Genomic DNA, 22913 nt, shown 5'->3' with positions numbered 1-22913 from the left:
GTTGACGCGGTTTGAATTTGATTTTCGAAGAGTATTAAATCTTAAAAACCTAAAAAATACAGTACCCACATTCGGTACTGTATTTCTTTTGTCCTCATTTTTAAGTTAGATTATTAAAATCCCATATTTGGTCCATCCAGCCTTCATAGAAGTCTGGTTCGTGGCAGACCATAAGGATAGATCCCTTATATTCTTTGAGAGCACGTTTGAGTTCATCCTTGGCATCCACATCCAAGTGGTTGGTCGGCTCGTCCAGCACTAAAACGTTGTTTTCACGATTCATCAAGATACAAAAACGAACCTTGGCTTGTTCCCCACCTGACAAGACCTGAATTTGACTTTCAATATGCTTGGTTGTCAAACCACAACGAGCAAGGGCTGCACGAACTTCTGCTTGGTTAAGTGCAGGAAATGCATTCCAGACAGCCTCTAGTGGTGTTTGACGATTGCCACCTTCTACTTCTTGCTCAAAATAACCGAGTTCTAGGTAGTCACCACGCTCCACTTCCCCAGCAATAGGTGGGATAATCCCTAAAAGGCTCTTCAAGAGAGTTGTTTTCCCGATACCATTTGCTCCAATAATGGCAACCTTTTGATTGCGTTCAAAGGTAAGATTTAAAGGCTTAGTGAGAGGTCGATCATAACCAATTTGCAAATCCTTGGCTTGGAAGATAAAGCGTCCTGGCGTACGAGCTGGTTTGAAATCAAAGGATGGCTTTGGTTTCTCACTTTGCAGTTCGATAATATCCATCTTATCCAATTTCTTCTGACGAGACATGGCCATGTTTCGTGTTGCAACACGCGCTTTGTTTCGTGCGACGAAGTCCTTAAGGTCTGCAATTTCTTTTTGTTGACGTTCGTAGGCTGCCTCTAGCTGAGATTTCTTCATAGCATAGACTTCTTGGAACTGGTAGTAGTCACCAGAATAACGCGTCAGCTGTTGATTCTCCACATGATAGACGATATTGATAACATCATTGAGGAATGGAATATCGTGCGAAATAAGGACAAAGGCATTCTCATAGTTTTGGAGATAGCGCTTAAGCCAGTCAATATGCTCAGCATCCAAGTAGTTGGTCGGCTCGTCCAACAGCAAGATATCTGGCTTTTCAAGGAGGAGTTTAGCCAAAAGCACCTTGGTTCTTTGCCCACCTGACAAAGAGGTTACATCTGTATCCATGCCAAAGTCCATGACACCAAGGGCACGCGCTACTTCGTCAATCTTAGCATCTAAAGTATAGAAATCACGACTCTCCAGACGGTCTTGAAGTTCACCCACTTCTTCCATGAGAGCATCAACATCCGCACCGTCTTCAGCCATTTCCATATAAAGGTCATTGATACGAGCTTCTGCTTTAAACAGCTCATCAAAAGCTGTACGGAGAACATCACGTACCGACTGCCCTTCAGCAAGGACGGAGTGCTGATCCAAGTAACCGGCAGTCACATATTTGGACCACTCAACCTTCCCTTCATCTGGCAGCATTTTACCAGTCACGATACTCATAAAGGTTGATTTTCCTTCACCATTAGCACCGACCAGACCGATATGTTCTCCCTTGAGGAGACGGAAGGACACATCTTCAAAAATTGCACGGTCACCAAAACCGTGACTCAGATTTTTAACTTCTAAAATACTCATTTTAATTCCTTATCTTGTTTTTATGTAATCGTTTATAGAGGAGCCAAGCTAGATAGCCACCCAAGGTATTGGTCCACAAATCATCAATCTCAAAGACGCGATTGAAATCAAATAAAAAGTCCAAGACTAACTGCGTACACTCGATTCCAAGACTCACTAGAAAACTGAAAAAGATCACTTTTCTTGTCTTACGCAAGTTTGGAAGGAGATAAAGGAGTTGGAAAATCAGAGGAAAAAGTAAGAAGACATTGAGGATATTTTGTAGAAAAATCCAACATAATTGTCCTATGTCAGTCACCTCACCCAGTTTCCAGAAAGAATTGAAAGGAGTCAAAAGAAAAACCAGGCGTCCAAGATGCTGAATACCTGGAGTTTCCACTCCCACGGGAGAATGTTCTTGAGGAGTAAAGCAAAAATAGACGATACAAATACTATAGAAAATGACTCCCCAGACCAAAACATGATTATAACTCTTCTTCATCATTAAGGATTGACTGCTGCGACTGCTTTCTGGCGGTCACGTTTCATTGTATTAGAACGCAATTGTCCACAAGCTGCATCAATATCTGTTCCGTGCTCTTGACGAACCACACAGTTAACACCTTTTTTCTTAAGCGTATCATAGAAGGCCAGGACGCGCTCTTTAGGACTACGGCTATATTGGTCATGCTCACTAACTGGGTTATAAGGAATCAAGTTTACATAAGACAATTTCTTGATATTCTTGAGCAATTCAGCCAATTCCAAGGCTTGTTCTACACCATCATTAACTTCATTAAGCATGATATATTCAAAAGTCACACGACGATTAGTTGTCTCAATGTAGTACTCAATAGCTGCAAAGAGTTTTTCAATCGGAAAGGCACGGTTAATCTTCATGATGCTTGAACGCAACTCATTGTTAGGTGCGTGAAGTGACACTGCAAGATTGACCTGAACCCCTTCATTAGCAAAATCACGAATTTTATGGGCCAAACCTGAGGTTGAAACCGTGATATGACGAGCACCGATTGCCATCCCCTTGTCATCGTTGATAGTACGGACGAAATTCAAGACATTGTTATAGTTATCAAAGGGCTCACCGATTCCCATAACAACGATATGGCTGACGCGTTCATCCTGACCACGCTCATCAAAGTATTTCTGAACCAGCATGATTTGCGCTACGATTTCTCCATTATTGAGGTCACGTTGTTTCTTAATCAAACCAGAGGCACAGAAGGTACAACCGATATTACAGCCGACCTGAGTCGTCACACAGACAGATAAACCGTAGTTTTGACGCATGAGTACTGTCTCAATCAGCATTCCATCTGGCAATTCAAAAAGATATTTAACTGTCCCATCAGCAGATTCTTGAACGATACGTTGTTTCAAGGGATTGACCACAAACTGGTCATTAAGCTTAGCAATCAAATCCTTGGAAAGGTTAGTCATCTCTTCAAATGACTGGACACGTTTACGGTAAAGCCATTCCCAGATTTGATCTGCACGGAATTTCTTTTCTCCCTGCTCCAAAACCCATTCCTGCATGGTTTGACGTGTTAAACTATAAATTGACGGTTTCATTTCTTCTCCTTATTCTCTACTCACTTCTGACGAATGACAAAATGACGTTGCCCCTTGTCCTCTTTCTGAGAATGCTGGTCTTTCTGACGACGTCTATTTTTCTTATCTGCATTCGGTTTTCGTTTGGTTTGAGCCGGTTTCTTTCCTTTTTTAGAAGGTGTTTCTTCTTCCTTCTTACGCATTTTCTTGTCAAATGATGCTCGCTTAGGGGCTTCATTTTCTAAGACAAAATAGGCACAACCATAACTACAATACTCTAAAAGGTAGTCTTGTAAACGACTGATTTTTTCAAGTTTTTCTTCTGTTCTATCATCCTTATAAAAACCTCGTAGGCGAAGCTGTTCGTTGCTCCAATCTCCCACGATATAATCAAACTTGGTTAAGACTTCTGAAAAACGCTGATTAAAAGCCGTTACATCGAAGGCATCCTTGATATTTTCAACCAAGGAAAAAGCTATCCCTTCCGTTTCGACCTTGTCCCCGTGTAAATGGAACTCAGGACCAGGAAACTTGTTATAGTTGTATAATTCAGGTGCAATTTCTTTTCGCATAGATATCCTTTTTCCACGATTACTTAATACTTTATTCTACCATAATTTCTAGCAGTTAGCACGTTTCTCATAAAAATGAAAAAAGTCTGACGATTTTGTCAGACCAGAATCATATAACCTAAAAAAGAGAAGAACAATTCTTCCCTCCAACTATCATTATTTAGCAGCTGCGTACAATTCATCTACTTTGTTCCAGTTAATCACTGAGAAGAAAGCTTTGATATAGTCAGGACGCACGTTGCGGTATTTCACGTAGTAAGCATGTTCCCAAACGTCCAAGCCCAAGATTGGTTTTTTACCTTCTGAGATTGGTGTGTCTTGGTTTGCTGTTGAAGTCACTTCAAGTTTACCTTCTTTGTTAACAACCAACCATGCCCATCCAGAACCGAAGCGAGTTGTAGCTGCTGCTGTAAAGGCCGCTTGGAATTCTTCAAATGAACCAAATGTTGCATCGATTGCTGCTGCAAGTTCTGCTGATGGAGCTGTTTTTTCAGGAGTCATCAATTCCCAGAAAAGAGCGTGGTTCAAGTGTCCACCACCATTGTTGATAAGTGCTTGACGGATATCAGCTGGGATAGAGTCTACATCAGCAAGCAAGGCTTCAAGGTCTTCACCGATTTCAGGGTGTTTTTCAAGAGCTGCATTAGCATTGTTGACATAAGTTTGATGGTGTTTGTCATGGTGCAAGTGCATTGTTTCCGCATCGATGTATGGTTCCAAAGCGTCGTATGCATATGGAAGATCTGGTAAGATAATAGCCATCTGTAATACCTCTTTTTCTTTCTATATGAAAATGATAACGCAAACATTCACTTTTTTCAAGTTTTTTGCTTATAGATGAAGAAATCACTAAGAAACCCACGACAAGATAATCTTGACGCGGGATAAAAATTTTTTGAAATAGGATTAATTTACCTGACTAGCAATCTGTAAGAGTGCCTTTTCAAAAAGGAAACCTTTTTCATAAAGACCTGTCTTAATCTGATAGTCTGTCTCAATCAAATAAGAAATAGCTTGCTTCAAAAAGCTCAAGGAAAGTCCTCGCGAATCCCTCAGCGCAAACTTGATTTGATAGGGATTTGGATTACGTCCGAGAAAACTGCCTAAACTACTTGCTATCTGCGATTCTGTTTTCCCAGACTCCGACAAAATTTTCACCTGAGTAAAAGTCCGAAATTGTCCCAGCATGACTGCTATGAGCTTAATTTCATCTTCCCCTTGCAAGGTCAAGTCTCTAACCAAATCACGCGCCTGGTCCATCTTTTTAGTCAGAATAAACTGAGTTAAATCAAAAATATTATCCTGTAAGGTCTTGGGAATTGCGTTAACAATATCCTCTTCCTCGATAACAGAGTCTTCCTTATAGGACTGTAAAAAGAGGAGATTTTTCTGGATTTCGCTAAATTGAAAACCCGACTTGATGAGGAGATTTTCAAAAGAATGATTGGCAAACTGCAGACCTTCTTTCTGACTCCACTTTTGGAAATACTGGCGTAATTCTTGTTCTTTGGTTTCTACTGCATCAAAGACCTTGGCATCACGCTTCAGTAATTTAACCAATCGTCTTTTGCTATCCAGTTTTCCTTCCGCAAAAATCAACAACTTAGTTGTTGGTGAAGGGTTATCAAGGTATTCCTCAAATGACTTGAGCTCATCATCTGTCAAAAATCGTTTTTTAGCAGTCGTGATATCAACAAAATGGTCTAATATCACGATTTTTTCATCCGCAAAGAAAGGAAGACTGACCAACTCCAGTTCCACATCCTTGTAAACTACTTCTTTCATATCAAAGTAGGCAAAGTTGAGGTCAGCAGAATCATAGCCAATCTGTTTCAATACTTGACTCTTCATCACTTCAAACTGACCCTGGTCTGTCCCTGTAAAAAGGTTCAGTCTCGATAAATTTGATAAAGTCAACTTCTGGCTTTCTTCAATAGCTAGCATCTTCTCTCCTTTCTTCTGATTTTTTAATGAATTTAATCAATATAGCGCAATTTCCCACGGAAATCTTCTAGGCTTTCGTACCCTTTTTCCGCCATGATTGCTTTCAGTTCATTGGTAATACGGTCAAAAGCACCAACTCCTTCTTTGTGAAGGGTGGTTCCCACCTGCACCATACTTGCTCCACAGAGGATATGTTCAAAGGCATCACGACCAGTTAAGACGCCACCTGTTCCGATGATTTGAATTTGAGGATTGAGGCGTTGATAGAAGGCATGAACATTTGCAAGTGCCGTAGGTTTGATATACTCGCCACCAATACCACCGAAACCATTTTTAGGACGGATAACAACAGACTCATCTTCTATATAAAGACCGTTTCCGATAGAGTTGACACAGTTGACAAACTTGAGCGGATATTTGTTGAAAATAGCTGCCGCTTGATCAAAGTGAACAATATCAAAATATGGTGGTAATTTAATTCCAAGAGGTTTGGTGAAGTAGGAAAATACTTCTGCCAAAATCCGGTCTGTTGTCTCAAAATCATAGGCAATCTGAGGTTTTCCTGGAACATTTGGACAGGAGAGGTTTAGCTCAGTCAGGCCACGAAACTCACTCTCCTGGACTTTTTTCAAGATAGTATGAGTTTCCTCTGGAGACATGCCGACCAGAGATAAGAAGAAAGTTCGGTTCGGCTCTTTTTCCTGCAAATCCAAAAGATAGTCCAAATAATAGTCTAAGCCATTATTTGGTAAGCCCATAGAGTTGATAGAACCAAGTGGAACATCTTGATAACGTGGTTCAGGGTTCCCCTGACGAAAGTCCAAAGTCGCTGTCTTTGTGACAAAGGTTCCTGCCACTGAGTTTTTAACTCCTTCTAACTCTGCTATAGTCATACAAGCTACACCTGCTGCATTCATCAAGCAATTGTCAAACTCAAAATCAGCAATTTGCGTTTTCGTTGATACCATGATTCTAATCCTCCAGATTCCTTTTATTGCTAATATTATACCATATTTTCACAATTTCTCTTTGAGAAAGATATTTACAAGAAAAAGGTTCGTTTTTTATCTATTTTCAAAAAATCCCAAAAACTAAATTGAAAGAATTTTTAGAAAATTTTTGTTTTTTCTCTTTACAGTTAAAAAAAATTCTGCTATAATGACACACATAATTAAATTAGAATTTAAGGAGAACGATATGACATCTGCTAAAGAATATATCCAAAGCGTGTTTGAAACTGTAAAAGCTCGTAACGGGCACGAGGCTGAATTCCTCCAAGCTGTTGAAGAATTTTTCAACACTTTAGAACCTGTATTTGAAAAACACCCTGAGTATATCGAAGAAAATATCTTGGCACGTATTACTGAGCCAGAACGCGTGATTTCTTTCCGTGTTCCTTGGGTTGACCGTGATGGAAACATTCAAGTAAACCGTGGTTACCGTGTTCAATTCAACTCAGCTGTTGGACCATACAAAGGCGGACTTCGTTTCCACCCAACTGTTAACCAAGGGATTTTGAAATTCCTCGGATTTGAACAAATCTTCAAAAACGTCTTAACTGGACTTCCTATCGGTGGAGGTAAAGGTGGATCAGACTTTGATCCTAAAGGTAAAACAGATGCTGAAGTGATGCGCTTCTGCCAAAGCTTCATGACTGAATTGCAAAAACATATCGGACCATCACTTGACGTACCTGCTGGTGATATCGGTGTTGGTGGGCGTGAAATTGGTTACCTTTACGGTCAATACAAACGCCTTAACCAATTTGATGCTGGTGTCTTGACTGGTAAACCTCTTGGATTTGGTGGTAGCTTGATTCGTCCAGAAGCAACTGGTTACGGTTTGGTTTACTACACTGAAGAAATGCTTAAAGCTAACGGCAACAGCTTTGCTGGTAAGAAAGTGGTTATTTCAGGTTCTGGTAACGTAGCCCAATACGCTCTTCAAAAAGCGACTGAACTTGGTGCAACTGTTATCTCTGTTTCTGACTCAAATGGTTATGTCATCGATGAAAATGGTATCGACTTCGATCTTTTAGTAGATGTTAAAGAAAAACGTCGTGCTCGTTTGACTGAGTATGCTGTCGAAAAAGCAACTGCAACATACCACGAAGGTTCTGTATGGACTTACGCTGGAAACTATGACATTGCTCTTCCATGTGCTACTCAAAACGAAATCAACGGTGAAGCAGCTAAACGCTTGGTTGCTCAAGGCGTTATCTGTGTATCTGAAGGTGCCAACATGCCAAGCGACCTTGATGCCATCAAAGTTTACAAAGAAAATGGTATCTTCTACGGACCTGCAAAAGCTGCCAACGCTGGTGGTGTAGCAGTTTCAGCCCTTGAAATGAGCCAAAATAGTCTTCGCCTCTCATGGACTCGTGAAGAAGTTGATGGACGTCTCAAAGACATCATGACAAACATCTTCAACACAGCTAAAACAACTTCAGAAACATATGGTCTTGATAAAGACTACCTTGCAGGAGCTAACATTGCTGCCTTTGAAAATGTAGCAAACGCTATGATTGCACAAGGTATTGTTTAAGAATCATTCGCTTAATCCTCAATCGCTCCGATTGGGGATTTTTTTGTTGAGTTAGACAGTTGGGGAATTCTAATTAAAATCAAAGAGCAAACTAGGAAGCGAGCAACAGGCTGTACTTAAGTGTTATGAATAACTTCAATATCTTTAAAGCTTTTTGTTAGATTTATAATTTCAACTATAGCCATCTCTACTCCTTAGTTTACAGCAAAAAATTATGCTTAATTCTTATTGTTTTTGTAAGAAATCAGCGACCCCAATACTATTCCATTCAACAAGCCTAAAGAAATACCATATTCAACTGGAAAATCTAAAAAAATTGCAAACACTATTCCAATCATCACCCCTAGTGAGGCTGCTGTTGAAATTACATATTCATTTTCTTTCTTCATTTTCTTTACACCTAATTTCCTTTTTGTATATAAGCTGTAGTACTCTCCACCAAGAGCCATTAAGTACTTATGATTTCCTGACTCAACAATCTTACCACTTTTCATTACAAAAATAATATCTGCATCCTTAATCGTTGACAATCTATGAGCTACAATTATTTGAGTACAGCCCTTACTTTTTATATACTTTGTTATTCTTTCCTCATTAATAGTGTCTAATGCACTAGTTGCTTCATCTAAAATTACAATACTAGGGTTATTTATTAATGCACGTGCCAGTGCTATCCGTTGTCTTTGACCACCTGAAATATTTGAACCCAAATCTGAGATGATAGTGTTAAATTTCATCGGCATAGCCATGATTTCATCATAGATTTGAACTGCTTTACAAACTTCCTCTATCTTTTGTGAAGTAACTTCGTGCTTTAAAGTTATATTATCAAGAATACTTCTGTTCAATAAAAATGAATCCTGTGGAACTACTTCTAAATTTTGACTTAATATTTTTTATCTATTTGATTAATATTTACACAATCACATAAAACTTTTCCTGTATCAATCTTATATAATCCTGATGGTATTTTTGATAATGTACTTTTTCCTGACCTCGGTTGACCGACTAGTGCAATTCTCTGTCCTGACTCAATAGTCAAATTTAAATTTTCTATTACAGGAGCTGAGTCTTTGGAATAAGAGAAAGAAAGGTCCTTAATATCTATTCTACTTCAAACGTTTCTAAACTATACTCCGGAAAATAATTTAACCAATAATTAATCATACTATCTTTCATCGTATCCTCCAACCAGTACTAAGTCTTTAGATATCATCTAAAGACTTAGGTGTACACCTAAGCATCTTACCCACCAACAATGATGATAATATCCATCACCAAAACCAAAATCGGTAAAAATTTTGAAATTTTCTTCATACTTGGACTTCCTTTCCGTTTTTATTTATTGTACAATAAATAAAAACGGATTTAATTTTTGTTGGGAAAATGGAAAATTATGAAATCAAAACTTGGCATCACACTTAGAAAAGTTCGTAAAGGAAAACAAATTAGTCTATGCTCTGTAGCAGATGAACATCTTTCAAAATCACAAATATCTCGTTTTGAACGTGGGGAGTCAGAGATATCTTGTATTCGACTAATCAATATTTTAGACAAATTACATATTACTTTGGATGAGTTCCTTGTTTTACACAATGACGACTATACCAGTTCCGAATCATTTGCTAATCTAGTACAATACATTCGTAAGCAATATTCATCACAAAGTATCAATAATATAGCATGTCTACTTTCTGATACTTCTGATTACACTCTAAATTCTTTTGAGAAAACAATGGTAAAATCTATTTTACACACAATGGATTCGAACATCATTCCATCAGATGAAGAGCTTCTTCATCTGACAGACTATCTTTTCAAAGTTGAAAAATGGGGCTATTATGAAATCATTTTATTAGGTAACTGTGTACGCACAATTAACTACAACTCCTACTTCTTATTAACTAAAGAGATGTTAAATAACTATATTTACTCATCTCTGAATAAAACTAATAAGCAGATTGTCTCTCAGCTTGCTATTAATTGCTTCATTCTAAGCATTGGTAAGGAAGAATTTTCTAATTGCTCCTATTTAATTAGTAAGATAAAGACATTGTTGGATAATGAACTAAACTTTTATGAACAAACAGTTTTTCTCTATGCAACTGGTTACTTTGAATTTAAACGTTACCAATCAACCAGTGGAATTGAAAAAATGAAACAAGCCATACAAGTCTTCGATATTTTAGGAGAAGATAAGTTAAAATTACACTATACTGACCATTTTAATAAACTAGTAAACAAAAAATAAATGAAATTATTCTCTATCTTTTAACTAATTAGTCGTAAATAATATTATTCTAGTAAGGCATTCTCGTGAAATTTTAGAACTGTAAATTTATTGGTATTAATAATTTTCACAAACAAATCCAATCTTCTAGCTATCTCCTCATATTTATTAATTTCATTACCAAGTTCCTGTTGTAATTTTAAAATATCTGTATTGAGTCGATCTAACATTATTGATTCCGTCATGTTCATTTGGTCAAAATTATACTTAGCTAATTTTCTAGTCTCATGATCTTCACTCTTCAAATTGATAAGGACTTCCGCCATCTTGTTTAAGGTGGCGATTTTTTCTTGGGTTTCTTCTAGCTGCATATCAATCTCTGCAATTTCTAATACAAGCTCATCTTTGATTTCTTGGTATTGTTTGTTCGTATTAGATAGTTCAATCATAAGATTAATTTCAGAAATCTTCTCTTGAAGACTTTTTAAAGTTGGTCGTCTATAGGGGAGTTTTTGGCTATCGTTGCTCAATTGTCTGATTAAGGTCCTACCCTTGATGAAACAATTATTATCCATGTTTTCTTTATTATAGACAAAGTAAGAAGACGTTTCTCGAATGTAAACTTTATATTTTTTATGATTGTCTTCCTCAAAAATATCTAGCTGGTAGTTAGGAATAAAGATGAGTCCACTCTGTTTGATACCAAACGAAACCTGGATATAGACACCATCATCAACCAACTTCTCTATCTGATTATCCGTAAGTTCAATCTCAAACTCATGGATAGCATCTCGTTTTTCCTTGTATTTCTTGAAGGCTTCCTCGATTTCTTCAGCGGAGACTTTCTCCTTATGCTGCTCCTCTCGAAAAGTCTGAAAATCTTCCTGAAGATTTTCTAATGCTTGAATATCTCTAACTTCTCTATCTTCAAAATAACGATTAAAAAATTGAACATCGTACAATTTCTTATCGCTAATTTTTTTATGACTCAGGCTTATCTTTTTGCCATCTTCTTCTAGGGTAAACATCACATTTTTCTGTTTTAACTCGATGGTTAGATTCAACTCTTTAGCCTTTACATGCAATTCTTCTAATAAATAAACAGACTTTAGTAAAAATTTTAAACGACTTTCAATCTCTTGTTTTGCAAAATATGTTTTAAAAAAGTCTTCATCATATAAATCTCGTTTACTAAGTTGGCGACCTCGAATTGGTTTTACCATCGTTCTATCTGTCATCAAAAAACGGCTATACTTTTGACTAAAATCAATCTGAACATGCAACTGCTTTGCTTTCTCTAAAAAATCATCAAACGATTTAGATTGCTGAAGCAAAAAATAAAGACATTGTTTCAATTCAAATTTATGACTAGATTCCTTATATTTTTTATAATCTCGATAGGAATAACGTTTCTCAATAATTTTTGCACCAGCCATTTTAGAAATACGGTCTGAAATCATACGGAGGTTTCGTTCCAAGGCATAGTTCCATATCAACTTTTTATCTGAATTGCGGTCAATAGCGTTGATTAGGATGTGATTATGAACATGATCTTTGTCTGTGTGAGTTGCTACGATAAACTTAAAACGACCTCCTGTCAATTCCATCATGGTCTCATAACCAATGCGGTTAATTTCTTCAGGTGTCAGATTATCTTCAGGAGAAAATGATTGGATGAGATGATGGGCATGAATAGTTTGTTGGTGTTTTTCTTGTCGGTCATTTCTGGACTCGTACAACTTGTCATTATTGGCGAAGTTGACATTGTACATCTCTACCATTTCTACATGACTAGGGAAGTCCAAGTAATTGCTCATGCCAAAATCAGATACCAATTTCAAATTGTCCGTTTTATCAGGGTTGAGAATATACTTAATTAAACGCCTACGATATTTTTTTCCGTGCGTCGCAAAGTGTTTAGTAACTACCATGAAACTCCTTCAGTCTTTTCACCTCCACTTGAAATTCTTTGTCCACTTCCTTAATTAACTCTCCGACTCCTTTACTCAATTCTTGTAATTGGTCCTGAGAAATCAGATGGCTTTGATTAATCGCACGCGCAATTTGATTGATGTTATTTCCAATCCGTCTCAATTCAAAAACTAACTGGTCATAAGTATCAGTGTTAATCGTGACAAATGACATATTGGGATTAAGCAAAACTTTTCTGGCATAGACTGAGAAATTTTGACAATTGCTCTTAGCAATCCGTTCATTCAATTGGTGTAATTCTGGATCAGTTAGAAATACTTTTTTGAGATTGGTACGATAGCGATAAACCATTACATCCTCCTAACCCATATATTTTTCACGGAACTCACGACTGAGTGGCTGCACTTGATTCACTTCTGCAATCAATTCTTGAACGCAAGTCAATAAGATTGAGACGTGCTCTTGAGTCACTTGATGATTTTCTCTTGCGACAACCAGAACTTCATACACATCTCGACTAATCTGTTCAAACTTTTGAGACTTCCAAAGGGAGAACCAACTTTCAAAAATTCTATACTGATAATTCTTTTTCAATAAATTTTGACGAAGAAATTCTGAGAAACTATCCACTTTTTGTTCCCTCATCATTTCTTTTATCTGTTTTTCTTCTTGTCTCGTGATTCTAAATTGCTTACGGATTAACTTAATTTCTTGTCCCATCTTACCATCCTTTCAACATTATACTTGTCTGACAATGTAAGGCTGCCTCACATTGTCAGTACAATTCCTAAAGACCTCAGTCTCTCCTTGTTCGGTCTTTGCGAGCTCAGATATTGTGGACACAATATCCCAAAAATCATATCGCCAGCCGACCAAAAATTTTCAGTTTTGACAGCCAACGATACGATAACTTGGTGGCTTCGCCCCCAAACCCCCAGTGAAAAATCAAAGATTGATTTTCCTGAGTATGATAAAAGGATAACAAGAATAATTTGGAAAAATTATCACATCATTGAAAAGAGGATAAAAAAAGAGAGCTGAATGCTCTCTCGATTTTAAAATATATCCTGTACTTCACTCATTTGTCGTCTTTCTTGAAGCATTCTGTTAATTAAATCATACGCTTCAACCTCCAAGTCTTGAAGAGATTCTAAAACTAAAACTTTTAAGAATTCTAATGTGACAACTCCCTTTAAAATTAAATCTTCTTTATCATCCATAATAAGAGATTGAAAATACCCCTTAATAAAATCATTTGTTACATTCCCTAATTCTGAAAGCGTATCAATGAGGCTATTCAAAACACTTACACGTGCTACTTCACTATAAGTTTCATTCAATTTATAAACTTCCTCGTAAAAGAATCTCAATCTTTGATATTTCAATGGATCAAGTCCGACAACTGACTCGTTCTTTAATTGGATATGCGTAATAAAATCGTCACCTTTGATATATGTATAACATTTCAAGTATGGTAACAAATTTACAGAATTAAAATACGGATTTAAAACTCCCTGATTTTCTGAATAGCCTACAATCGAATTTTTTGAATGATTACACCTATAACACGTTGAAACTAAGTTAATTGGTAAGATAGCAAATTGTGGAAAGATTGATTCTGGTAAAATATGATCTAAAGTATGTGTTGCATAACCCCATTCGGCATCACAAATTGGACAACATCTAGGTGTAAGTTTGTACAAGTCTCTCCTAAATGAACTTTCTGAAGAGTAAAACGTCTTGTATAGTTCTTTCATTTTTGATTTTTCAATTCCCAAAACTTCATCTGATTGCTCTAATTTAGAAATCAAAGATTGTAAATTTTCACCAGCCTCAAGATAGTCGCTTTCAATTTTATTGAAGTATGGTAAAAGACAATTGGATTCATGAAGCTTCCTAATAATACCAGATTTATTATTACCTTGATTTTGTTCCATGTATCCAACTATTTCATCAATTACATTTGCTATACAAAAGCTTGGTGAACTAATTTTCTTCATCACTAACCTCTTCAAATTTCTTTACTAGTAATGCTTCGCTTCCAAAGATAAAATCAATTTTATCTAGTTCAGTTTTATCTTCCTTAATTAAATCCACTATAAATTTGTAAAATCCAGTGTTCCTAAGATCTGTACCAAAAATCGCATTATTAATATAACTAATGCTTTCTCCAAAAGTTTTAATTGAAATTGACTCAATTCGATTTTGATTGTTATCAAAATTCCGTACTATCTTCCTAATATTGATGTGAGCCAGTTCTTGAAGCACAATAGCAGAATGGGGCGCTAATAAACAAACTCCATTGGCATCGCTTATAATTTCATCTATCGCCCGTATATAAGCTTTTAATAATGGTGGATGTAGAAATAGTTCGGGTTCATCAATAATCACAAAAGTTTTTTCTGAAACATAAATAATTAGATTTAATAAATTTAGAAGAATAATCTTTTGTCCTGAGCTTAATTTCTTCACATCTTCTAAACTGAAATTTTCCATATCAATAGCGTGTTCAATTTGTAAAAACCATGGATCAAATGAAAATTTTTTTATAATATTTCCTAACTTTGTACGGTATCTTTTGCCTACTTCAGTGAACAATTTATGAATATCTTTTGCAATAATTTCGCTTAGATCTTCAGTATTCGAAAAATTTATTCCTATAAATTTATAAATATCTGAGTCTTCTTTTTTAAAACCCGAATCAAATGGACTATACGAAAAACAAACTAATGAATTAAATTGATTAAGATTCGACCTATCAGAATATAATTTTTCTTCAGCATCATCTAGTAAACTTCCATTTTTTTGATAATGATAAAAACTTATAATTTGTTTCAAAAAATTAGTTTTGCCACTACCATTATTTCCGATAATAGAATACATTGAAGTGGGGATTTTAGAATTAGGATCAACATTGAATTTAAAAATTTCCTCTTCATTAAGATTAATCAGATTAACTTCATATTTATCCTGATAACTTCCACCTAGAGTAACTCGATGGAACTGATCAATAACTTCATTATAATTATTATTTCTAAAAAAAGAATCTCTGATTACGTCCTTTTTATGTGCCCAACTGAATATCGTCTGAAAATTAGGGTTATTATATAATTCTTCTAATTTTTCATCATCAAATGCAAGGTCTCCTAATATTTTTAAATACTCTATTCTATCTTTTTCATCAAAAATATTATTGAGAAATCTATAATATTCTAAATTTCCTAAAGATATTATATTTTGAGAGTGTAAATTCTTTTTAATTTTGTCAAAAGATATCACATCACTTGAAGAGTATGGATAAACTGTGATGTTAATATTCCCTAAGTCGTTCTTTTCCCCCTCAAAACAAGCCACTACTTGATATGTTGTTTTAAATCCGTAATCGTCCCAATTATCTTTTGCAAAATAAAATCCATCACTCATATCTTGATCAGTATCTATTGGCCAATCTGTAGTATAGAAATTTACTTCTGCGAACCTTCTTCTCTTCATCAGTAATCCTCCATGCTAAATAAACTACTAAATAATTTACATTAGTCTTCAACAAATAGTTCATTCTCAAAAGCCTGACGGAAAGTCTCTTGCTTCTGAGTAATTATTCTTATTTTCCTTCTAGCCATGATTTACCTCCTTTCTAAAAGCCTACCTTACCATTATACAAATTTTAATGTGATTTTTTTCACATTAAGAACCTAATACAAAACCACCCTTTCGAGTGGCCTATGATAGGATACACTTTTTAACGATTATAGAAAAGGGGGTGCAATTTTTCCGATTTATACTAAGATACTTTAAAATCAAAAGCAAAATCCGTTATATTCATCGTTGAGAGTGTTTATAATAGATTCAAGTTTTATTAAAAAATACTGCTCCTCAGAAGTGAGGTAACTACCTGAAGATATCTTTTCAATCAGTTTATTTTTTTCTCCATTTAACAATTCAAAAGTAATGTCAGCACATGCATCAAAACCCTCATATTTAGGGCGATCTATACTTGTTTTTATTGCGTTAGAAATAATAGAATCTGTCATAACAACTCCAATCTTGGGGACACTACAGAAAGGCATTCCTTTTATAATGCCCTTCTGTAGTGTCTCGCTAGCCCTGCATAAACGCTACCGAAGCTCCCCACCGCTGCAACGAGACACATAAATTTAAAACCTGACGAAATTATTATAGCCATAAACTTGCCCTCCATATCATTCAATACATTGAATAGCCAATCACTCACTAAGTCTATGAGGATTTCTATTGCTACTTCTACACACAATAGAATAAAGGTAGTGGAGTCTGAAACATCGGTTAGCAACAAATGATGGGGAGGGGAGTCGAACCCCTATTCCCCGATACCAGAAGGTTTTAAATTACTAAGAATATTCTAGCATGAAATTTTTGAAAAAACAATCAAAACTATCCAACTTACTATTCGTAATTTCAAAAACAAAATCATAAAAAAATGTATCAATTTCAGTACTCACACTTCTGTGTAAGTTGCTACGATGAAACGAAAACGTCCTCCTGTCAACTCCATCATAGTCTCATATCCAATGTGATTGATTTCTTCTGGTGTTAGATTATCATCAGGAGAAAATGATTGGATCAGATGGTGGGCAGGAATATTTTATTGGTGTTTTTCTTGTCGGTCATTTCTGTATTCGTACAACTTGTCGTTATTGGTAAAGTTGACATTGTACATTTCTACCATCTCTTCATAGCTAGGAAAATCTAAGTAATTGCTCATACCAAAATCAGATACTAATTTCAAATTGTCCGCTTTATCAGGATTGAGGATATACTTAATTAAACGCCTACGATATTTTTTTCCGTGTGTCGCAAAATGCTTAGTGACTACCATGAAACTCCTTCAATCTTTTCACTTCCACTTGAAATTCTTTCTCCACTTCCTTGACCAACTCTCCGACTCCTTTACTCAGTTTTTATAACTGTTCCTGGCAAATAGTGTCTATGAATTCTGTTGAAATGGTACTTGTTCCGTTTTTATAACAGCTAAGGGCTATTGCCTAAAATTTATACAATTCGAGCAAATCTGTTTTTGTCAGGCCATGTGTCTTTCGTATAATTTTATATTGTTACCAATTATAGTATGCTCCTTTTACTTGATAACACTATTATAACATTTAAAAATAAAAAAACATGTTCTAAATTAATAGAAAGTATAATTCTAAAATTAGAATTTTTCGTGATAATCCTATAAAATGCTACTTTTCTAATAAACTTGTACTTATTTCCTTCAAACTACACAATTCTCTAGTTGTTGTAAGTTTGTAATTGACTCAAAAGTATTCGATATAATTTCAAAACAGTGTTTTAATTTATAGTTGGCCAATATCATCTAATTTTAACTAAAAAATCATTATACAAATCAAACAACTAAAAATGAATTTATGGTATACTAGTGATAATAAATAGTTATCGGTAGGAGAGATATATTTTGGATAGAAAAAGTTTTATTACAAAAATAAGTGACTCTTTTAATGATGGAGAATTATCATTATTTTTAGGTGCAGGAAGTAGTTTAGATGCTCATTTTCCAACTTGGAAAGAACTTCTAACCCCATGTGCCGAAAAATTAGGACTCGATATTAGTAGTATCACAGACTATTTTCAACTTGCTCAATATTTTATTAATGAGTATAGTGAGCGAGAATTATATTCACTAATAAATCATAAAATTAACAAATTTGATTATGAAAGCGAACTAATGAAAATAATTGTCCAAATTGGTTTCAAATCAATTTGGACAACTAATTTTGATAAAGTAATAGAGAAGAATTTTGAGTATCAAAAAATAAATATTAATAGTATTCATGATGAACAAGACTTAGGTTCTGTTAGTTTGAAAAATAGAGTAAATATATTCAAGCTTAACGGAGATATAGGTAGTATTTCAAAAATTGTTATTTCAAAATCTGATATTGAAAACTATTACCTTAATCATGAGTTATTTTTAAGTTTTTTTCAAAGAGAGTTAGTCACTAATACTTTTTTATTTATTGGTTATAGTTTTACTGATGATATCGTTCTAAAATCTATTCAAAAGCTACACAGTTACATAGGTAAGAATAATAAAGCATTCTATACAATTATGATAGATAAGCCTGGGGATAAAAATTTTCAACTTTTTATAGATGATTTAGGAAAAAGGTACAACATAAAAGTTTTGTTGGTCCAAACTCCCGAAGACATTAAAGAAATTTTGAGGGAAATAAAAGAAAAAACAATTAGTAAAAATATTTATATCTCAGGTAGTTTAGATGATGCACTAGAGGAGACTAGAGCCTATAACCTTTCGAAATCTTTAGTTGAAAAACTAATTGACGGAGGATACAATATAGTTACTGGATTTGGAAAGAACATTGGCTATTACATTTCCGGTTCCAGCATACAAAAACTTTACTCAATTAATGAGGCTAATATTGAAAAACGTTTAATTATGCGACCATTCGCTCACGATATGAGTTTAGATGAGGATACGTCTTATAGACGAAATCTGATATCGGATACAAAGTTTACCATTGTTATGTATGGTCAGGCAATCAATAGTAAAGGTGACATTGTCACTTCTAGGGGTGTTTGGGAAGAAATTAAAATTTCGAAAGAACAAGGAAATTATATCATTCCAATTGCTAGCACTGGATTTGCTGCAGCAGAGTTAGGGGAGAAAATAAAATCAAGTATAACTGAATACCCTTATTTAGAAAATTATATTGAGAAATTATGTTCGGAAAATAGTCCAGACAAACTAGCGGAATTAGTATTACATATTATTGAAGAAATATCCTTCAATTTTATTGATTAATACCAGTATAATTGATTCCATACAAGCTATTTCTTTTAAAGTTGGCTGAATATTAAATTTAACTTTATTAAAAATGAAGCTACTACTATAATATGAAATATTATCATTAATATTGTATTTTTCTAAACAATATAAAATCAATGTATACAGCATTGTGATTCTAATGCTAAAACAATTTTTATCAATATAATTATATTTATCAATAATAGCATTGATAAATTTATCTGTTGTTATATTTTCTAAAGTCAGTAGATTTTTTATTTCTACTGACTTTAATTGTTCGTATAGTAAACGTTTTAGTATATCAATTGATAAATCATAGGTTCCGCTAGAAATATCAAGTTTCATTTCTCCATATATATACTTAGAAATCCAATTGTATTTCTTAGGAATTTGGCTACTGGTTATCTCGCAAAGAATGGGAATGATTACTATTTCTTGATATTTATCAATTTTGGTTTTAATTGCATCTAATTCTAACATTGCTCCTGTACTTTGAAATAATTGTGTTGAAATAAAAAGTAAAAATATCTTAGATTGTTCTACTCCCTCTTCAATATTGACATAGTCACCGTCATCTCCTAGATACAGTTTTTCATAATCGTACCACACTTCAATTCCTAAATTTTTTAAATGAAAATTTAGAGACTGAGCATAAACTAATCTATCTTTACCTGAAAAACAAAAAAATACCCTATCTTCCAAAATATATCTCTCCTACCGATAACTATTTATTATCGCTATACAAAGCACCCAAATAGGTTTATAATAGCATGATTATTGATAAAGGAGATTTTTATGGATTATAAACTTATTTCTACTTACTTAGATTATTGCAAAACTCATAAGCGTTTGAGTTCACACACAATTCGCGCTTATAAGAATGATCTTATGCAATTTTATAACTCAGACTATGATAATGTCGAATCCTATATAGAACACTTGACACAATCTAACATAAAAACGAATACATTAAGAAGAAAAATTGCTTGTATGAAGGTGTTTTATAACTATCTAAAATACCAGAACATAATTGAAGAGAACCCCTTCAATCAATTGCGTTTTCAATTTAGAACTGAAAAAATATTGCCTAAAACGATTCCGTATGACATTCTGAAAAGTATTTTTTTATATTTAGAGCAGAGAGTAGCTCTATCTAAAACTGATTATCAAAAACAACACGCTGAAAGAAATCTACTAATTATTTCACTTTTACTTTCAACAGGCATCAGAATTTCTGAACTTTGCCATATTCATCTCAAAGATATTAATCTTTCCAATAAGACACTCCATATTATAGGAAAGGGTAAGAAAGAACGTATCCTATTTTTAGGAGATCAAAAAACATTCAATTTATTAGAAACATATATAAATAAAACAAGAAATGAATCAAATGATTTCTTGTTTCCAGGGAAACATTCTCTTAAACCATTGTCAGAGCAAAGTGTACGTTTAGTTATAAAGAGAATCGTTGAACAAAATAGCTTATCTAAAACTATTACACCACATATGTTTAGACATAGCTTTGCGACAATGCTTCTAGATAATGATGTAGATATTCGATACATTCAACAAATTCTTGGACACAGTTCTATATCAATCACACAAATCTATACTCACGTATCTCATTCAAAACAAAAAGAAATACTTAGTTCTTTTAATCCTGTATCAGCGATTCATTCTGAAATCGAATAAGAGAACTTTCCAAAGCCTACAGTTTAGTTCATCTAAAATTAATTTTTGTAGTTCGAATTTAGTTAATAGATTTTATGCTCAACAAAATCAAAAAACATATAAAACTTCACTTTGAATCAGCATTTATAATATATTCTGTATTTAAGAACTCCATAATTGTTTTTCTAAAATATATCTTTCAAATATCCTTAAATATAATAAAAAGAGATGGGCAAAATCTCAATTCCTGAAGAAAATGGAGTAAATCTTCCCACAATAAAAGGCATAGTATCAAGTTATTTTCAACATCTGATACTATGCCTTTTTCTTATTTTTAAGACTCTTTGCCTATCATTTCACTTACTAGTAAGGTTCACAATAAGTTTAATCTTTGTCAGCAGATTGTTAGTAAAAGAGAATAACCCTGCTAAATTTCTGATCTACTTTATTCTATATTATTCACTGACTAAAAAAGAAAACCTACCTTCTCAGCAATGTCATTAAGTTAGTGATCTAACTCTTTAAATAGGAGATAGGATTGAGAACATCAAAGTGATTCTCTATCCTATCTTCTATTTTTTTGCATGACAAATAAAGGTTTTTTCACCCTATTTTTTGAGATTTATGTTACTCTATAGATGAAATCAACTACCGATTGGGTCTTTATCTTTCTTTGATATTTTCGATTCGGTCGAATAATAGATAACTGTTTCTTGAGGTAGTTTTTCAACTGGAGAGAAGAAAGGGAACAGTTAAAAAACAAACGGCAGGCATAAGCCGCATCTGAGAAACACACTTTATATCTTTGTTTTTTACGACTACTGTCGATGGCAACTTGCGAGATTACCCAACGATAAAAGTTAAAATTTGTAAAGCGAGCAAAGATTTCTTGGAGAATCCCTTCCTTCTTTTTTGCATGAAAATTGACCAAGCCAACACTGTATTTCAGGTCACGAAAACTAGTCTCTATGCCCCATCTGCTGGCGTAGAGATTTTTTAATTCTTGGATTGAATAGTCTGTATTTGTCACTAAAGTTTCGTATTTTCCTTCTTCCACTTCTAAACGCACCATACGAAAAGGAAGCTCATAGAGTACTACAGGATCCTGTTTTTGACTTGTTTCTGGAAGAAAATCAAAAGTAGAATTGTGTGGAATAAAATGATAGTCATTGGGAAAATCACGATAAAGTTTTTTGAGCTGATTGGTTTGCTTTCGTGATAATGTTAGAGAAAATGTTTGATCAAAACACTCCGTATTTGGCAAGTTGAAGGAGGAACGCATGGATTGTTTTCCATCTCGAATACGGATGATATAAAGCCAACCTTTTTCTTGAAAATGAGCCATAAGATTGTAACTTTCATAGCCTCTATCCATGATAACAAGAGCTTTCTCGAAAGGGAGAATCCTCCATCATCTGAATCAGAGCTAAGCGCTCATGTTGCGTATGTTTGTCTTGAATAGAAACATCTCTATACACTCCACTCGTCAAGTCGTATAGGGCATTTATGTGTATGAGATTATAGGATTTAACATCCTTTTGGGTTTGGATAGAGGTTTCTGTATCCATGGGATTTCGAGGAATACAGATATCACTCCCATCTGCAGCGAATATTGGAAAATCAGTATTAAGTGGAATAGGTGCTGTAAATTCTTTAAATAGGGCATAGAACGCTTCAGGTTTTATCTGATAGCGTCTTTGAACAAAGGCTGAATTTGAAACTGTCAGTTTGGCATCTAGTAATTCTTTTGACAAGGATTTTCCTCCCATTCCCAGAATGGTACGAATCATAGTTTCTAGTGATAAACTTCTTTTACGAGTAAAGGCCTGTTCATCTTGTTTGACGAACTCAACTTTTTGACCAATGATACTCTGAATACTATTATTCAAGTGGGCTTTTATTTGTTTTATCATGGGAAATCCCTCCTTAACTATAAGTTTATCACATAAAAAAGAAACCCAAATACAGAATTGTATTTGAATTTCTTAACTTAATGACATTGACCCG

Annotated in this window: 21 protein-coding genes and 3 pseudogenes; 4 read left to right on the top strand and 20 right to left on the bottom strand. The window is 34.5% G+C overall.

What is annotated here, in order from left to right; genetic code table 11:
• Positions 1-100 precede the first annotated feature (100 nt).
• The 7 genes from CYK18_RS01565 to CYK18_RS01535 all read right to left on the bottom strand — a co-directional run bounded on the left by CYK18_RS01565 (position 101) and on the right by CYK18_RS01535 (position 6674).
• Positions 101-1642 carry an ABC-F family ATP-binding cassette domain-containing protein gene (locus CYK18_RS01565; protein WP_101784653.1) on the bottom strand — a complete coding sequence of 514 codons (1542 nt, stop codon included), beginning with the start codon at positions 1640-1642 and terminating at the stop codon, positions 101-103.
• Position 1643: 1 nt separating this feature from the next.
• Positions 1644-2126: a VanZ family protein gene (locus tag CYK18_RS01560; protein ID WP_101782570.1), complete on the bottom strand. Its 483-nt coding sequence runs from the start codon at positions 2124-2126 to the stop codon at positions 1644-1646.
• Positions 2126-3211 carry a dual-specificity RNA methyltransferase RlmN gene (rlmN, locus tag CYK18_RS01555; RefSeq protein ID WP_101782569.1) on the bottom strand — a complete coding sequence of 362 codons (1086 nt, stop codon included), beginning with the start codon at positions 3209-3211 and terminating at the stop codon, positions 2126-2128. Before rlmN ends, CYK18_RS01560 begins: the two co-directional genes overlap by 1 nt.
• 20 nt (positions 3212-3231) lie before the next feature.
• On the bottom strand, positions 3232-3762 hold the full coding sequence (locus tag CYK18_RS01550; protein WP_084889475.1) for a YutD family protein: 531 nt from the start codon (positions 3760-3762) through the stop codon (positions 3232-3234).
• Positions 3763-3918: 156 nt separating this feature from the next.
• Positions 3919-4524 carry a superoxide dismutase SodA gene (gene sodA, locus CYK18_RS01545; RefSeq protein WP_000974728.1) on the bottom strand — a complete coding sequence of 202 codons (606 nt, stop codon included), beginning with the start codon at positions 4522-4524 and terminating at the stop codon, positions 3919-3921.
• Positions 4525-4668: 144 nt separating this feature from the next.
• Entirely contained in the window at positions 4669-5706 is a 1038-nt protein-coding gene (gene holA, locus CYK18_RS01540; RefSeq protein WP_101782568.1) for a DNA polymerase III subunit delta, read from the bottom strand.
• 32 nt (positions 5707-5738) lie between these two features.
• Positions 5739-6674: a dihydroorotate oxidase gene (locus CYK18_RS01535; RefSeq protein WP_101782567.1), complete on the bottom strand. Its 936-nt coding sequence runs from the start codon at positions 6672-6674 to the stop codon at positions 5739-5741.
• A 229-nt stretch (positions 6675-6903) separates the two neighbouring features.
• Here CYK18_RS01535 and gdhA point away from each other — a divergent pair, with 229 nt between their 5' ends.
• Entirely contained in the window at positions 6904-8250 is a 1347-nt protein-coding gene (gdhA, locus tag CYK18_RS01530) for an NADP-specific glutamate dehydrogenase (RefSeq protein WP_101785293.1), read from the top strand.
• Positions 8251-8468: 218 nt separating this feature from the next.
• Here the strand turns inward: gdhA and CYK18_RS01520 are convergent, their stop codons facing one another.
• The 3 genes from CYK18_RS01520 to shp3 form a co-directional block, all read right to left on the bottom strand.
• Positions 8469-9098 carry an ATP-binding cassette domain-containing protein gene (locus tag CYK18_RS01520; protein ID WP_257958642.1) on the bottom strand — a complete coding sequence of 210 codons (630 nt, stop codon included), beginning with the start codon at positions 9096-9098 and terminating at the stop codon, positions 8469-8471.
• Positions 9099-9136: 38 nt separating this feature from the next.
• Positions 9137-9292: an ATP-binding cassette domain-containing protein gene (locus CYK18_RS01515; protein WP_257958639.1), complete on the bottom strand. Its 156-nt coding sequence runs from the start codon at positions 9290-9292 to the stop codon at positions 9137-9139.
• Positions 9293-9495: 203 nt separating this feature from the next.
• A complete protein-coding gene (shp3, locus tag CYK18_RS10680; protein ID WP_001812431.1) occupies positions 9496-9567 on the bottom strand; it encodes a peptide pheromone SHP3 in 72 nt (23 codons plus the stop codon).
• A gap of 79 nt (positions 9568-9646) precedes the next feature.
• Between shp3 and CYK18_RS01510 the strand changes: the two genes are divergently transcribed.
• Positions 9647-10501 carry a helix-turn-helix domain-containing protein gene (locus tag CYK18_RS01510; RefSeq protein WP_101782566.1) on the top strand — a complete coding sequence of 285 codons (855 nt, stop codon included), beginning with the start codon at positions 9647-9649 and terminating at the stop codon, positions 10499-10501.
• A gap of 44 nt (positions 10502-10545) precedes the next feature.
• Here CYK18_RS01510 and CYK18_RS01505 read toward each other — a convergent pair whose 3' ends face one another.
• From CYK18_RS01505 to CYK18_RS01465, 8 genes and pseudogenes are all read right to left on the bottom strand, one after another.
• Entirely contained in the window at positions 10546-12411 is a 1866-nt protein-coding gene (locus tag CYK18_RS01505; RefSeq protein WP_101782565.1) for an SAG1250 family conjugative relaxase, read from the bottom strand.
• Positions 12398-12763 (bottom strand): plasmid mobilization relaxosome protein MobC, encoded by a 366-nt coding sequence (gene mobC / locus CYK18_RS01500; RefSeq protein ID WP_000263039.1) that lies wholly within the window; start codon positions 12761-12763, stop codon positions 12398-12400. Before mobC ends, CYK18_RS01505 begins: the two co-directional genes overlap by 14 nt.
• A 9-nt stretch (positions 12764-12772) precedes the next feature.
• A complete protein-coding gene (locus CYK18_RS01495; RefSeq protein WP_101782564.1) occupies positions 12773-13132 on the bottom strand; it encodes an SAG1252 family conjugative relaxosome accessory protein in 360 nt (119 codons plus the stop codon).
• Positions 13133-13467: 335 nt separating this feature from the next.
• Positions 13468-14412: an HNH endonuclease gene (locus CYK18_RS01485; RefSeq protein WP_050243434.1), complete on the bottom strand. Its 945-nt coding sequence runs from the start codon at positions 14410-14412 to the stop codon at positions 13468-13470.
• Positions 14399-15904, bottom strand: coding sequence for an AAA family ATPase (locus CYK18_RS01480; protein WP_101782563.1), 1506 nt, complete (start codon positions 15902-15904; stop codon positions 14399-14401). Before CYK18_RS01480 ends, CYK18_RS01485 begins: the two co-directional genes overlap by 14 nt.
• A gap of 305 nt (positions 15905-16209) precedes the next feature.
• Positions 16210-16443: a hypothetical protein gene (locus CYK18_RS01475; RefSeq protein ID WP_101784651.1), complete on the bottom strand. Its 234-nt coding sequence runs from the start codon at positions 16441-16443 to the stop codon at positions 16210-16212.
• A gap of 449 nt (positions 16444-16892) precedes the next feature.
• Positions 16893-17267, bottom strand: a pseudogene (locus CYK18_RS01470) (relaxase/mobilization nuclease domain-containing protein); the annotation flags it as partial.
• A pseudogene (locus CYK18_RS01465) lies at positions 17254-17349 on the bottom strand (plasmid mobilization relaxosome protein MobC); the annotation flags it as partial. The pseudogenes CYK18_RS01470 and CYK18_RS01465, both read right to left, overlap by 14 nt.
• A gap of 515 nt (positions 17350-17864) precedes the next feature.
• On the opposite strand from CYK18_RS01465, the gene CYK18_RS01460 reads away from it, so the two are divergent.
• Positions 17865-19232 carry an SIR2 family protein gene (locus CYK18_RS01460; RefSeq protein WP_080980799.1) on the top strand — a complete coding sequence of 456 codons (1368 nt, stop codon included), beginning with the start codon at positions 17865-17867 and terminating at the stop codon, positions 19230-19232.
• Here the strand turns inward: CYK18_RS01460 and CYK18_RS01455 are convergent.
• On the bottom strand, positions 19191-19937 hold the full coding sequence (locus CYK18_RS01455; protein ID WP_075228613.1) for a toll/interleukin-1 receptor domain-containing protein: 747 nt from the start codon (positions 19935-19937) through the stop codon (positions 19191-19193). The genes CYK18_RS01460 and CYK18_RS01455 overlap by 42 nt on opposite strands.
• Before the next feature lie 93 nt (positions 19938-20030).
• Between CYK18_RS01455 and CYK18_RS01450 the strand changes: the two genes are divergently transcribed.
• On the top strand, positions 20031-20927 hold the full coding sequence (locus CYK18_RS01450; protein WP_101782561.1) for a tyrosine-type recombinase/integrase: 897 nt from the start codon (positions 20031-20033) through the stop codon (positions 20925-20927).
• 601 nt (positions 20928-21528) lie between these two features.
• Here CYK18_RS01450 and CYK18_RS01445 read toward each other — a convergent pair.
• Positions 21529-22819 (bottom strand): annotated as a pseudogene (locus tag CYK18_RS01445) (IS4 family transposase).
• Positions 22820-22913 lie beyond the last annotated feature (94 nt).

It is taken from the genome of Streptococcus mitis (genome assembly GCF_002860865.1).
Taxonomy (GTDB): Bacteria; Bacillota; Bacilli; order Lactobacillales; family Streptococcaceae; genus Streptococcus; species Streptococcus mitis_AT.
The sequence above is the reverse complement of the archived record's forward strand: the minus strand, read 5'-3'. Positions and strand labels throughout refer to the sequence as shown.